The 13,066-nt window shown below is 38.2% G+C and carries 10 protein-coding genes and 6 pseudogenes; 5 read left to right on the forward strand and 11 right to left on the reverse strand.

All coding sequences use genetic code 11. From position 1 onward, the window contains the following. Positions 1-71 precede the first annotated feature (71 nt). On the reverse strand, positions 72-890 hold the full coding sequence (fabI, locus tag ACFILA_RS02045) for an enoyl-ACP reductase FabI (RefSeq protein ID WP_375641950.1): 819 nt from the start codon (positions 888-890) through the stop codon (positions 72-74). A gap of 128 nt (positions 891-1,018) precedes the next feature. Then, positions 1,019-1,921 carry a DnaJ C-terminal domain-containing protein gene (locus ACFILA_RS02050; protein ID WP_375660560.1) on the reverse strand — a complete coding sequence of 301 codons (903 nt, stop codon included), beginning with the start codon at positions 1,919-1,921 and terminating at the stop codon, positions 1,019-1,021. Between the two features lie 324 nt (positions 1,922-2,245). Between ACFILA_RS02050 and pdxH the strand changes: the two genes are divergently transcribed. Beyond that, the gene (gene pdxH, locus ACFILA_RS02055; RefSeq protein WP_375628318.1) at positions 2,246-2,869 is read left to right on the forward strand and encodes a pyridoxamine 5'-phosphate oxidase; all 624 of its coding nucleotides are present in this window, start codon (positions 2,246-2,248) and stop codon (positions 2,867-2,869) included. A 237-nt stretch (positions 2,870-3,106) separates the two neighbouring features. Here pdxH and ubiA read toward each other — a convergent pair whose 3' ends face one another. Continuing rightward, positions 3,107-4,111 carry a 4-hydroxybenzoate octaprenyltransferase gene (gene ubiA / locus ACFILA_RS02060; RefSeq protein ID WP_375631380.1) on the reverse strand — a complete coding sequence of 335 codons (1,005 nt, stop codon included), beginning with the start codon at positions 4,109-4,111 and terminating at the stop codon, positions 3,107-3,109. Positions 4,112-4,201: 90 nt separating this feature from the next. Here ubiA and purD point away from each other — a divergent pair, with 90 nt between their 5' ends. Next, a complete protein-coding gene (gene purD, locus ACFILA_RS02065) occupies positions 4,202-5,485 on the forward strand; it encodes a phosphoribosylamine--glycine ligase (protein ID WP_273791340.1) in 1,284 nt (427 codons plus the stop codon). Positions 5,486-6,552: 1,067 nt separating this feature from the next. Here purD and ACFILA_RS02070 read toward each other — a convergent pair. From ACFILA_RS02070 to ACFILA_RS02080, 3 genes are all read right to left on the reverse strand, one after another. Beyond that, entirely contained in the window at positions 6,553-7,080 is a 528-nt protein-coding gene (locus ACFILA_RS02070) for a DUF6101 family protein (protein ID WP_012754813.1), read from the reverse strand. 144 nt (positions 7,081-7,224) lie between these two features. Further along, the gene (locus tag ACFILA_RS02075) at positions 7,225-8,634 is read right to left on the reverse strand and encodes an FAD-binding oxidoreductase (protein ID WP_273791339.1); all 1,410 of its coding nucleotides are present in this window, start codon (positions 8,632-8,634) and stop codon (positions 7,225-7,227) included. Positions 8,635-8,636: 2 nt separating this feature from the next. Continuing rightward, positions 8,637-9,599 (reverse strand): L-threonylcarbamoyladenylate synthase, encoded by a 963-nt coding sequence (locus ACFILA_RS02080; protein WP_273791338.1) that lies wholly within the window; start codon positions 9,597-9,599, stop codon positions 8,637-8,639. A gap of 282 nt (positions 9,600-9,881) precedes the next feature. On the opposite strand from ACFILA_RS02080, the gene ACFILA_RS02085 reads away from it, so the two are divergent. Beyond that, positions 9,882-10,163 (forward strand): type II toxin-antitoxin system RelB/DinJ family antitoxin, encoded by a 282-nt coding sequence (locus ACFILA_RS02085; RefSeq protein ID WP_273791337.1) that lies wholly within the window; start codon positions 9,882-9,884, stop codon positions 10,161-10,163. A gap of 7 nt (positions 10,164-10,170) precedes the next feature. Further along, positions 10,171-10,452 (forward strand): annotated as a pseudogene (locus ACFILA_RS02090) (type II toxin-antitoxin system YafQ family toxin). Positions 10,453-10,512: 60 nt separating this feature from the next. Here the strand turns inward: ACFILA_RS02090 and ACFILA_RS02095 are convergent. The 5 genes and pseudogenes from ACFILA_RS02095 to ACFILA_RS02115 all read right to left on the reverse strand — a co-directional run bounded on the left by ACFILA_RS02095 (position 10,513) and on the right by ACFILA_RS02115 (position 12,703). Next, positions 10,513-10,730 (reverse strand): annotated as a pseudogene (locus ACFILA_RS02095) (hypothetical protein). 146 nt (positions 10,731-10,876) lie between these two features. Further along, a pseudogene (locus ACFILA_RS02100) lies at positions 10,877-11,078 on the reverse strand (hypothetical protein). A 66-nt stretch (positions 11,079-11,144) separates the two neighbouring features. Then, positions 11,145-11,432: pseudogene (locus ACFILA_RS02105) on the reverse strand (glycoside hydrolase family protein); the annotation flags it as partial. Then, positions 11,427-12,440: pseudogene (locus tag ACFILA_RS02110) on the reverse strand (hypothetical protein); the annotation flags it as partial. The pseudogenes ACFILA_RS02105 and ACFILA_RS02110, both read right to left, overlap by 6 nt. Further along, on the reverse strand, positions 12,440-12,703 hold the full coding sequence (locus ACFILA_RS02115; RefSeq protein ID WP_375660562.1) for a tail fiber domain-containing protein: 264 nt from the start codon (positions 12,701-12,703) through the stop codon (positions 12,440-12,442). The gene ACFILA_RS02115 and the pseudogene ACFILA_RS02110, both read right to left, overlap by 1 nt. 201 nt (positions 12,704-12,904) lie before the next feature. Between ACFILA_RS02115 and ACFILA_RS02120 the strand changes: the two are divergent. Continuing rightward, positions 12,905-13,066: pseudogene (locus ACFILA_RS02120) on the forward strand (Arm DNA-binding domain-containing protein); the annotation flags it as partial.

The following is a 13,066-nucleotide window of genomic DNA, read 5'->3' on the forward strand; positions in this document are numbered from 1 at the left end:
GCTCAAATACTCTTAGCCACTTTAAATTTGGTCAAATTACTGCTGTCCAATAAAATCCTATAAACCAAACTTTATTCTTTAACGACAGAAATGTCTGGTGCATCAACGGCTTTCATACCTATGATATTATAACCCGAATCGACATGATGGACTTCACCAGTAACAGAACGAGACAAATCTGAAAGAAAATAAAGCGCAGAATCACCAACCTCTTCAATTGTTACCGTACGACGTAATGGAGCATTATATTCATTCCATTTTAAAATATAACGAAAATCACCAATACCAGAAGCTGCTAACGTTTTAATGGGTCCAGCAGATATAGCATTAACACGAATATTTTGAGGACCTAAATCTACCGCTAAATATTTCACGCTCGCTTCAAGAGCCGCTTTAGCAACCCCCATTACATTATAATTTGGAACAACCTTTTCTGCTCCATAATAGGTCAGTGTCAAGATTGAACCACCATCTGGCATCAATTTTTCTGCACGCTTCGTTAGAGCCGTTAGGGAATAAACGGAAATATTCATGGTCATCATAAAATTTGATTCGCTGATATCAACATAACGACCGCTTAATTCATCTTTATCAGAAAAACCAATAGCATGAACTAAAAAGTCGAGTTTTCCCCATTTCTTCTCTATTTCTTTAAAGACCGTATCAATAGAGGCACTGTCAGAAACATCACAATGCCCACAAACAAACCCCTTTAATTCTTCAGCCAAAGGCTCAACACGCTTTTTCATTGCTTCACCCTGATAGGTAAAAGCTAGCTCTGCCCCTGCGCTACTTGCCGCTTTAGCGATTCCCCAAGCGATGGAGCGATTATTGGCCAACCCCAAAATTAAACCACGCTTACCGTACAATAAACCATTACCCTTAGCCATCAGCACTGCCCCATTGTTACTTAAAATTAATATTATTCACCTGCCTATGACACAGGTCAACTTTTTCTTCAAGCAATTGGTTTAAAATCAAACAAAAACTACGCTTTTATATATAAAAAATTTTAAAATTAATCTTGCTGCATTTTCAAAAACTGTTCTAGCGCGGCATTTTCACCTTCCGGCAACATAATGCGAACATGCACATAAAGATCATCTCTTGTACCATTTTTTAAACGAAGCCCTTTCCCTTTCAACCGTAAAACGCGATCAGAACTTGACCACGCAGGAATCGTTAAAACCACACGTCCCTCCAACGTCTCAACTTCTTCTTTTGCTCCCAAAACAGCATGTTTAAGAGAAACTGGTAAATCAAGATGAAGTGCTCTTCCTTCAACCCGAAAACGAGGATGTTTTTGAATCTGAATGGTTATCAACGCATCTCCTGCTTGCCCAAGAGCTACCTCTTCTCCCTGACCTTTTAAACGAATAACCTGTCCGTCTTCAATATAATCTGGAAGTTTAATTTTTAACTTTTTTCCATTTGGAAAAACAGCTTCCACCTTTTCTGCGCCAACCATCTGCTCTAATGTTATGGCAAGATTAGCACGCACATGTGCTCCTTGTTGGGGACGGTTATAGTGTGTGGAATTCGAAAAGCTACCTCCTCCTCCAAACAGATCCCGAAAAATATCACTCGCATCAAAACCTGCACCACCTGAAGAGGAAAAATCAAATCCCTTTGCTCTTCCTGAAAAAGGATTTTGTTTATTGCTAAAATTTTCACCAGTACCATAGGCCTGATAAAGCGGTTTTCCTTCCATATCAATTTCACCGCGGTCAAATTGTGCCTTTTTATCTTTATCACCTATAATTTCATAAGCTTGATTAATTTCAGCAAATTTTTCTTTAGCCTTTGCATCATCTCTATTATGATCTGGATGATACTTCTTTGCTAATCTTCTAAATGCCGATTTAATCTCTTGCGATTTTGCGGTACGTGCCACACCCAGAATCGTGTAGGGATCACGCATATTGCCCTCTTTTCAATTTCTTCGTTTTCAAAATATCAACTGATACGTTGTTAATACCCTTTATAGCTTCATCAATCTATTCTAGAGAATAATTTCTTCTTTTCTCTTTATATGTCTATCAATAAACTAAAATACCAGATAAAATGAGATATTTATTTAATATAGCTCCTTGTAGTCTATGCTAAAGTAAAAATAATTAAACTACCATAGAAATACACGATAGCATTGACTTTTTGAAAATAAGGAAAAATGGTACTGTGACTTCTTGATGATAAAGTAAATGAGAAAATGCCTCACCCATGCTCACTGATATTTGGAGAAACTATGAGCAAAAAAATACCAACAGATGATCATTTTATGCAAATGCAAAAACCTTTTGAACTTTTCGCAAAGTGGCTTGAAGAGGCAACGATAAGTGAAATAAATGATCCGAATGCTATGGCATTAGCAACAGTTGACGAAACAGGACTCCCTAATGTTCGTATGGTTCTCCTCAAAGACTACAGTCCCCAAGGCTTTGTCTTCTATACCAATTATGAAAGCTGTAAAGGACAAGAAATTTTAAAATCAATGAAAGCATCCTTAGGTTTTCATTGGAAATCGCTCCGTCGTCAGGTAAGAATTAGAGGAATTGTTGAAAAAGTAAGTCAACAGGAAGCCGATGCCTATTTCCAATCACGACCACGTGGTAGTCGAATTGGTGCATGGGCATCTAAACAATCTCAACCTTTAGACAATCGTTTTGTGCTCGAAAAAGCAATTGCTCAATATACTGCGCGTTATGCTCTAGGTAATATTCCACGACCACCTTATTGGTCTGGGTTTCGTGTTAAACCCCTTTCTATAGAGTTCTGGTGTGATCGCCCATTTCGTTTACATGATCGTCTGCTTTTTACACGAGATTGTGTTGAACACAGCGATTGGAAAAGACAAAAACTTTATCCCTAATCCTTCAAACTTCATCGTTATGAAGATTTTTTCTTCCCAACAGTTAAGCAAATATTTTTTATTTGAAAAATTCTAAAAGAAGATGATTTATTTTATTTAAATAGAAGAATTTCATTTCCACTGTAACAGTTGATTAGTAATATTTTCTACTGTATCGCTTAAAAATAGATTAGCAACAAGCTTATTTAAAAAAACATACTGTATTCAGTAGAAACTATGATTTTAGCTAACTTATTTTTAGACCGCAGGATAAAATATCGTCCATATACCCCCACATACTAAACCAGCAAAAATCACAAAACCAATAAGCGAATTAGATTTGAAAAGCCTGAGGCATTGTGAACTGTCATCTATATCAATGACTTTAATTTGAATAAACATATGGATGCTTGCCACAAAAATCCCCAAAAAACTAAGAACAGGGACTCCAGCTAAATAAAATGCTAGACTAATGAACATCACAAAACCACCATACAAAAATACTAAAGCACGCTTGGTTGCTTTACCAAAGAGAAGAGCCGTAGAACGGACACCAACAGTAACGTCATCTTCTTTATCTTGATGTGCGTAGATTGTATCATATCCTATGGTCCACAAAATTGATCCCACATAAAGCAAGATTGGTGCCCAGCTTAAACTTCCAAAGACAACAGCCCACCCCATTAATGCCCCCCAATTAAACGCAACGCCTAAAAAAAACTGCGGCCAATATGTTACGCGTTTCATAAAAGGATAAAATGCAACAGCTATCAATGACGAAATACCTAGAAAAAAACTAAACCTATTAAATTGTGATAAAACAACTAAACCAACCAAACATTGCACAAGTATAAAAACTCTTGCTTGAAACCGACTCACATGACCTGTCGGCAATGGGCGAGAACGTGTCCTTTCTACCTGAGCATCAATTTTATGGTCAATAAGATCATTCCAAGTACATCCTGCCCCTCGCATAGCAATAGATCCCAGAAAAAAAAGAAAAAGATACCAAACCCAATGAAGAAACATTGATAAAAGAGTATCGTAATGCATTTTATAAGAGAAAAAAGCCATTGTTGTTGACCAAAAACAAGGCCACATCAACAATTGCCATCCAATAGGCCGATCCCAACGCGCCAATTGCGCATAAAACCATAAAGAACAGGGAAGGAAATTGTAGACCCATTGTTTGGAAGATGCATCCATAACCCGTCCTTGGCTATCATAGGACTGAACATGCGCGATATTTTTATTTTTTTTCATCAAATGATTTACCTTTGGTCTTGCGATAGAGACATTTCATTCTTATGAGAAGGGGATGAGATTAATCATCTTTTATGAGAGGAGCAAGCAATGAATATTCTTCTTATTGGCTCAGGTGGACGAGAACACGCTTTAGCATGGAAAATAGCAGCATCACCACTGCTAACAAAGTTATACTGTGCTCCTGGAAATCCTGCAACAACAGAATTTGGTGAAAATATTAATTTAAACATTGATGACCATTCCCTTGTTATTGATTTTTGTAAAGCACGTTCTATTGATCTTGTAATTGTAGGACCAGAAGCACCATTGGTTGCGGGTATAACAGACTCTCTTAATAGCGCTAACATCTGTGTATTTGGTCCTACTCAAAAAGCTGCTCAACTAGAAGGTTCAAAAGCTTTTACAAAAGATTTATGTCGTAAGAATAACATTCCTACAGGAAGTTACCAATGCTTTAATGATGCCTCTAAAGCTAAAGCTTACATTCAGCAACAAGATGTTCCCATTGTTATTAAAGCTGATGGCTTAGCAGCTGGCAAAGGTGTTGTGGTTGCAACAACTATGGAAGAAGCATTTAACGCAGTTGATGCCTGCTTCAAAAGTACATTTGGAGATGCAGGAAACAAAATTGTTGTAGAATCTTTTCTTGAAGGTGAAGAAGCAAGCTTCTTCTGCCTTTGTGATGGTAAAGTTGCTCTTCCTTTTGGATCTGCTCAAGATCATAAACGTGTAGGTGATGGGGATATTGGAGCAAACACCGGTGGTATGGGTGCTTATTCACCAGCGCCCATCATGACCAAAGAAATAGTGAATCGTACTCTCAAAGAAATTGTTGAACCAGCTTTAAAAAGCATGAAAGAAATGGGCGCTCCCTTTAAAGGTATTCTCTTCGTCGGATTAATGATAACGCAAAAAGGACCCGAATTAATTGAATTTAACGTACGATTCGGTGATCCTGAATGTCAAGTTTTAATGATGCGCCTCAAAGATGACATTTTGCCAATTTTTCTTGCTGCTGCTCAAGGAAAACTTGAAAATAAGCCTCTTCGGTGGTCTGAAAAAGCTGCTCTCACCGTTGTTATGGCTGCTAATGGTTATCCAGACTCCCCCCAAAAAGGTACTGTTATCCGTAACGTTGATCAAGTAAACTCTCTTCCCGATGTGAGAGTTTTTCAAGCTGGTACAGTGTTGCGTGATGGAGAACTCATTGCAAATGGTGGACGTGTTCTCAATATAACTGCAACAGGAAAAACGATTACGCATGCACAAAAACGTGCCTATGAAGCAGTTGATTGTATTGATTGGCCAGAAGGTTTTGTTCGTCGTGATATCGGATGGAGAGCCGTTGCGCGAGAAAATAAAATCCTTTGAATATTCTTTTTTACGATTTTATTATTTTATATAAGAGCATGACACACAAATTTTCTCACTGTTTTACGTTGACCATAATTTTGAAAAAATGAGTGTGCTTTCCTTTGAACAATCAAATATTATAAATAGAATATCTACTCATGATAAAATAGGAAAATTTTTTGAATCTGAAAATGTAATATAAAATGATCATTTTACTGTTACTTTAAACGTATTTTCTCATCACTTTTATAAACACTTTCTTTCTTATAAAGTCCTGAAGAAAAACATATATACTATCATTTCTTTTATCTATCGCGTTTTTAATGAAATTCCGCTTTTACAAAAAATAAAATGCCCAAAAAAGATAGTTATATTATTCACATACAAATTCTTAAACAATACCTCTCATGCTCATCACTCCCATTTTACGACACTACCTGCAAATAGTATAAATCCACTCTTCCATCTTTCTGGAATAAAAACCGATACCATCTTTGTATTTTCCAACTCTCAATATTACGATAACCCTTTCTATCTAAATGATTTTGATTATAAGAGAGAGAGATGAAATAAGAATATTCTGCAATATTCAAAGCTCTCATTCAACATGGAGAAATTATTTATAAAAAAATTCAAAAACACTTCCAGCAATCTGCTGGTGTTTTTATGATGTGGCAAAAACCCAAAATTATACCGCCAAAAAAAACAGTTTCTATTGTTATGAAAACCGTTTTTACCTCTCCGAAAAAAGCGTTTTACATAATCGATTTCTGCTGCCAATGTATGGTGTCAAAAAACTCTCATTTACAATCATTGACTTCCTCTTTTTGTTTTCAAGAACCAAAAGTCACACCAAATCCCGTCTGTAAAGGTCTGGATTCTCATTGAGCGGGTTCCTCTTGCTTCCCACTCCTATGCTGCACTTACACAAATACCTACAAGCAAACTTAAGAATATTTGCCATATCTCCTAAAACACTTCATGTGTGAAGTTTACATGCCTTATATTACCGCTCCAAACAACGATGTTTTACAGCACAACAAGATAAATGCTGACGGTAGTACAAAAATAAATGCATGTTAATATTACTGGAGTGCAATTCGATTCGCAATCACCAAACGCAAGCCTAACGGATTGCTATAACGAAGTAAAAAACGCTTTTGTTTAGAATGTGCTGTTGTACCAAAAAATCGATGTAAATCAGAACGATCTTTTACAACCAGAATGCGATTATCTTCATTGATCATAAGCATGGGAAGGCCATAAGTATCCGCCCATAACCGCCAATCCAGAAGAACATTATTCAAATCTCTGGAAACCAAAAGCGGTATACAAGCTTCCTCATCGGCATGAAGTAATTCTAATGCAACAGCTCTTTCTCCTGAACGCGTTTTTACGGTACGTGCTGCAATTCCTTGGAAATGATAAGGGGGTATTAAATGCGATAAACTTGAAGGCATATCCGTTTTAAAAGAAACACCACGCTCATTTAACGAACAAATAACCTGATTACCCGTTTTGGATGAAAAATATGTCGTCGTTTGTGGCAAATGGCACGGATCTAACCGAAATTCAAGCACCGCTTTTGCCTGATTAAAGCATTGATTAGCCATATACATTATCCCAATTTATCTTAAATAACATACACCCTTTAGCAGCTTTTTCTCATTGGATTATTAAAAGTTTGAATAAAAAACAACTGGTTTCTTTTTTGGTTATTAAAATCTAAACAAAAATACATGATCACCATTCTTGAATTATAATACTTTTCCAGGATTCATTATCCCTAAAGGATCGAGCGTTTTTTTAATCCCTTGCATAATATCCAATGCGACAGGCGATTTAAAAGAACGAAGTTCTTCGCGCTTAAGCTGACCAATTCCATGCTCAGCAGAAAATGCACCTCTATAGTCCACCACTAAACTATGAATGCGATGATTCATTGTTGACCATAACTGCAAGAACACTGTCGTATCAGCTCCTACAGGTTGTGTAATATTATAATGTAAATTTCCATCACCCATGTGTCCAAAACAAATCACCCGTGCTCCTGGAGCAATATCTTCTACAATAAGCGCTGCCTCAGCAATAAAATCAGGAATAGAAGCAAGTGGGATTGCAATATCATGCTTAATGGACCCTCCTGCTAACTTTTGTGCTGATGATATACTTTCTCGTAATTGCCAAAAAAAATCTTGCTGTTTTAAAGATTGCGCAACAACTGCATCTTCTATCACCGCATTCTTTAAAGCTTCTTCTAAAATAGTACTCAATACCGATAATGCCTCATCATTGCCTTGCAACGATGAAATGTTCATTAATACATACCATTCATGTTTCCGCTGAAGAGGAGGCTTCTCACACATCTTATAATCTAAAGCCATTTGCAAACTGAGATTTCCCATGAGCTCAAAACCTGTCAACATCCCTCCTCCATATTCTTGAGCCAGAGATAAAAACTCTAAAGCCTTCGCCGGACTATATAATCCCACCAAAGCAACAGCTTTTCCTTTTATTTTTGGAAACATCTTCAAAACGGCTGCGGTTATAACTCCCAATGTGCCTTCTGCACCAATAAAAAGATCTTTTAAATCGTAACCGCTATTGTCTTTTTTAACAAAACGCAAATCATCTAAAATACGCCCATCCGGTAAAACAACTTCTAAACCAAGACAAAGATCACGCATATTGCCATAAGCTAAAACAGCTGTCCCTCCAGCATTCGACGAAAGATTGCCTCCTACTTGGCAAGAACCTTCAGATGCCAAAGAAAGAGGGAAAAAACGACCTGATTCATCCACTTTTTTCTGTAAATCCTGTAAAATAACACCAGCCTCTACAACAACAAAATTTCCCTCAAGATTTATAGCTCTAATCTTATTTAATCGCTCCATGGATAAAAGAACGCTCCCTCCTCTTTCATCTGGTTGTTGTCCCCCCACAAGCCCTGTATTTCCACCCTGTGGCACAATCGGTGTGCGCGTTTTGCTCGCTAACTGCATAATCGATGAGATCTCTGCGCAAGAAGATGGACGTAAAAGTAAAGGTGTTTTTCCATGAAAAAGCCCACGCTCTTCAAGCAAATACGGCGCAATCAACGCTTGATCTGTTATAGCATGCTTAGCACCAACAATTTCCCTAAACCCCTCAATTAATTCCTGCTCCATGTTCATTTCTCCTTTGGAGCTGCAGCCCGTATAAGACGATCATTGATAGCCTCCCCTAATCCGTATGATGGAATAGGTTCTACTGCGATACATCTCACTTTAAATGAATCTAATTCCTTCATATATTGAAATAAATGAGAAGCTGCCTCTTCCAACTTTCCATCTTCGCTAAGGTTTAAAATAGAAACGGCATTTTCAGCCCCCATAACACGCTTTGAACCAAATGCTAAAAGCGCTTCACCATTTTCCACCTTTTCTACATTCAAACGAACCGTGGCATTGGGGGCATAATGCGATTTTAACATCCCAGGAGCTTCAATCGCCGCCCTTTGATCTATCCGTTTTAAAGACTTCCCCACAACTTCTTCAATTTTATCAGCCGTAAGCCCCCCTGGACGCAAAAGATAAATATTTTCACCACAAATTTTAATAATCGTTGATTCTAGTCCTATTTTAGCAGGTCCTCCGTCCAATATTAAAGGAACAGATTCCCCCAAAGATGCAAAAACAGCCTCAGCTGAAGTAGGGCTAAGACGCCCCGATTGATTCGCACTAGGAGCAGCAAGTGGACGGCCAAAATGTTGTACCACTTCCGCAAAACGACTGTCTGGAAAACGAACAGCCAAGGTATTCAAACCAGAGGTTGTTAAAGGATGGATATTATGCTGTTCCTTTAAAGGCAAAACCAATGTCAAAGGCCCTGGCCAAAATTCCTCCATTAATTGGCGTGAAAGAAAGTCAATTTCAACATAACGTTGTGCCATTTCGATGCCGCTAACATGCGCAATAAGAGGATTAATTTGCGGACGACCCTTTGTAGAATAAATAGAAGAAATTGCCCTCCCATTGGTTGCATCGCCCGCTAATCCATAAACAGTTTCCGTTGGTAACGCTACTAACTTCCCTTTTTCAAGAAGCGCTATTGCTTCTCTTATCGAAGCACTATCGAGTGGTAGAATCGTCATGATACATCATTTCTATAACACTCTTTTAGTGATATTATGCTCTTTTTTATTCATATATCACATTGATTTTATATAGTTTTTTTTAAAAGTGCGAGGTTCATAAATAAAGGTTAGGGAATAGGATTTTCCAATATTCTTCTACAAAACATATCTTATTCTGCCAACTTTCTCTAATCATTTTTTGAATTTTGCTAAGTTCTCTTGTGAAAAGCTATTGTTGAAACTCTTAACATAAACTTAACGTGTAGTACATTGTACTACAATTGAATAGGAGGTTTAGCAATGGGAAAAATTCAAGCCCGCATACCTGATGAAGTTCAAGAAATTGCAAGTGCAGTTATTAAGTCTACGGGTTTAACTGTATCGGATGCAGTACGCATGTTTATGACCCGCATTGCTAGAGATCGAGCATTACCGCTTGATCTATTCCAACCAAATCCGGAAACATTACGAGCTATCGAGGATGCTGAAATGAGACGCATCGAACATACATCATTAGACGGCTTAAGGACCATGATACGGGAAGATAGAACCGAAATGCGTAAATCTGAAAAGCAAACCTAAGCTTGCTATGCGGGAAATTGTCTATACGCGTTCATTCCGGTGTGATCTTAAACGTGAAAGCAAAGGTAGATATGCTAATGCACTAGAGGAGAATTTGCTGCTTGTGGTCAAAGCGTTAGCGGAGAATGAACCGCTAACGGCGCATTAGAGAGATCATGCACTAACATGTCAATGGCGCAATTGTCGTGATTGTCATATCAAGCCAGATTTAGTTGTGATCTATCGAAAGCCAGATACCAAAACACTAGAGCTCTTACGACTTGGTTTGCATTCTGAACTACGCTTATGATTGGATCTCCAATTCATAGTAAAAAGGATTTTTCGAAGTTTTGCTTGTATGACAGTTTTTCTAATTCTTTAAGAACCATTGTTTTAAATGTGCGAAGATGTTGTCTATTGCATCCATGAGGCGTGCAAAATCAAGGATAAGCAAAAAAAGAAAAAATGCTATCCACTTCATCAAGCGAGACATCATTTTCACGCTTTGATAGGTGATGATCATTTCTTGAAGCATTTCTTTTCTACTTCTGTAAGCTCTGTGTGTTTTTTGGATTTTTTTCTAACCATGTTTCCACCCACACAAGCGTTGACCCTGCTTGTTATGCTTTAAGAGCTCTCTTCCTAAGTTTGAGCTAATGGTGTTCAGATCTTGCCGGCTTAAATAAACAGGTAACCAACCAACACAAGAAGAAGCATATTTATTTGTCGCGCAATCAATCAAAGAGAGCAGCACGCACATCAGCAGCACTTTTTTGATTAACTTCACTTTCCACCTCCAGACGTATTGTGGCTGCTTTTAAAGCTTTTTCTGTTTGCTTTTGTTGTTCTGCTTTTTTTCCAAGAGTAAAGGCTCTTGCTAAAATCATAAAAAAAAGCGGCTAAAGCCGCACCTGTTAGCATCAGATTTCTTTTCATCCATAAGATTCATAGGCAGTGCTCCTGAAAAGGTTTAGCAACAAATAAAATACCAGCATATGCGGCTCAAACCATAATGGCGGCTAAAGCCCATTGAACTAGACCATTGCCCGCTAAAAAACCGCCAAGACCTGAGAAAAAACCAATAATGGGTGCCAATGCTTCTGCTTTACCCCCCGTTTCTACTGTTTGATAGTTAGAGGAAACATAAGCACCTTTCGTCCATAGCCCTTGCCTCTGATACACGCCGGAGTACAAGACCTTGTAAACGTTTGCCTCTTGGCTTTGGTCCATTTTCTGCAATTCGGTTGGTACAGCTTCATAATCACCCCGATTAAGCCTTTTAAGCAATGTTCTATAGCCTTCTTGAGGGCTTAACGTGTTGCCTATGATTTTCATGGCAAGATCTGGATATTGTGTGAGTGCTTGCGCATCTTCATCGCTATACCCTTTAGAGCGTAAAAATTGCAAAGTTTGTTTATGTTGTGCACGTACATTATTGCCCTGCCGCATAAGGATAGATGCATTTGAAAAACTTTCTTGTGGTGTCTTTCCTAACGCAAGCCCCGCAAAAAAATCCATTAAATGCTCGGAAAATTCTGATTTTCTAAAACGCTCCCATAAGCTACTTGGATTTGCTCCTGTCTGAACAAAGTTATCAAGTGACTTGATATAATCTGTTTTTTGTTCAAGATCACCACTTGCTTTTAAATGTTCCTCTTCTGGTAAGTGTGCATTCAAATGTTTTTCTTCTCCTATGGGTGCCTCAAAAAGCTTTTCTTCATCATTTCCAGAATTGTTTTTCAAAGAGTTTTCCGCTATAGATTTCTCATTAAGTTGAGCAATATAATCCATCACATCTTTTTGCTGTCGCCCAGCTTCATCCCCACTAGACTGATCAATGTTCCCAACAAGTGGAGATTGAGGAATCATTGATGCAAAACCTCCCTGCTCTGAAAAGTCATGCTTTTGTTGCTCTGGCGCCTCTTGTATCTTAACAGTATCCTTTGAAACATCCGGCAATGGAGGCATTTGGCGCTTTAAATCATCTGTAGACATAATCAATTCTGTGGGCGTTTTTTTCCCAGCTTCTCCTCCTCCTGTTTGAGAACCGCGAATAAGCTCTGTAGGACTCAATTTTTGTGGAGTATCAGCCCCATTGCTCGCATCAAAAGGGTTTGTGCTAAAAGCAACACGTTCTAAAAAACTTTGCGTGTATTGCCCTTACAACGGCGTGCTTAGAGGGGTAGAAAGCTGTTCGAACAAATGCTTTGGCAATTGATACATACCCTGATATATCAAGGGACGCAAAAATTTTGGATCAAACAACTTTGATAGAGAATTCGTGTTTTCTTGTTCCATCACCGCACCCTTTCCATCTCAAAGCCAAGATTGCCATAATCAACATGCAAAAAGCCTGTCACCTTATGCAAGAAAACAGCTTCAGGCTTTGACTTCAAAACGTCTTGTGCCATCACCCCGCGATAGCGCTCTGGATAACCCTTGTAATTATACTCATAGAGTTTGTGTCCATTTCGCTGCCCTACTCGTACAATATTTTCTTTCGATCTGATGTCGCTAAGCCCAGCAAAAGTACCAAGGATAGTTCCAACATTTCCAACAATCTCTCATGGATTAGGTTTTGGCTACAACAATATATTGATTTATAATGATAATTTACTGTTTTGTATATTGAATTAGAGTCTCGAATAACGTAGGATTCTCTCATTTCAAATCTGTTTATGTTGAATCAACTAAAACCACTTACTTGCACATAACAAGTGGGATGAGTGTGTGGATAAAATTTGTATAAGAAAGGACTAAAAATGGTTCTTATGAATCGTCTTAATGCAAGGGCTGTCGCAACACCCACGAGCTGGCAAATATAATGATGGTGCCGGCTTGTTACTTCATAAGCGTAAAGATGGTGGTGCTCAATGGCTTTATCGTTATACCATTCATGGTCGGCGCCGTGAAATGGGCTTGGG

This window comes from Bartonella sp. CL71SXKL (assembly GCF_042194935.1).
GTDB lineage: Bacteria > Pseudomonadota > Alphaproteobacteria > Rhizobiales > Rhizobiaceae > Bartonella.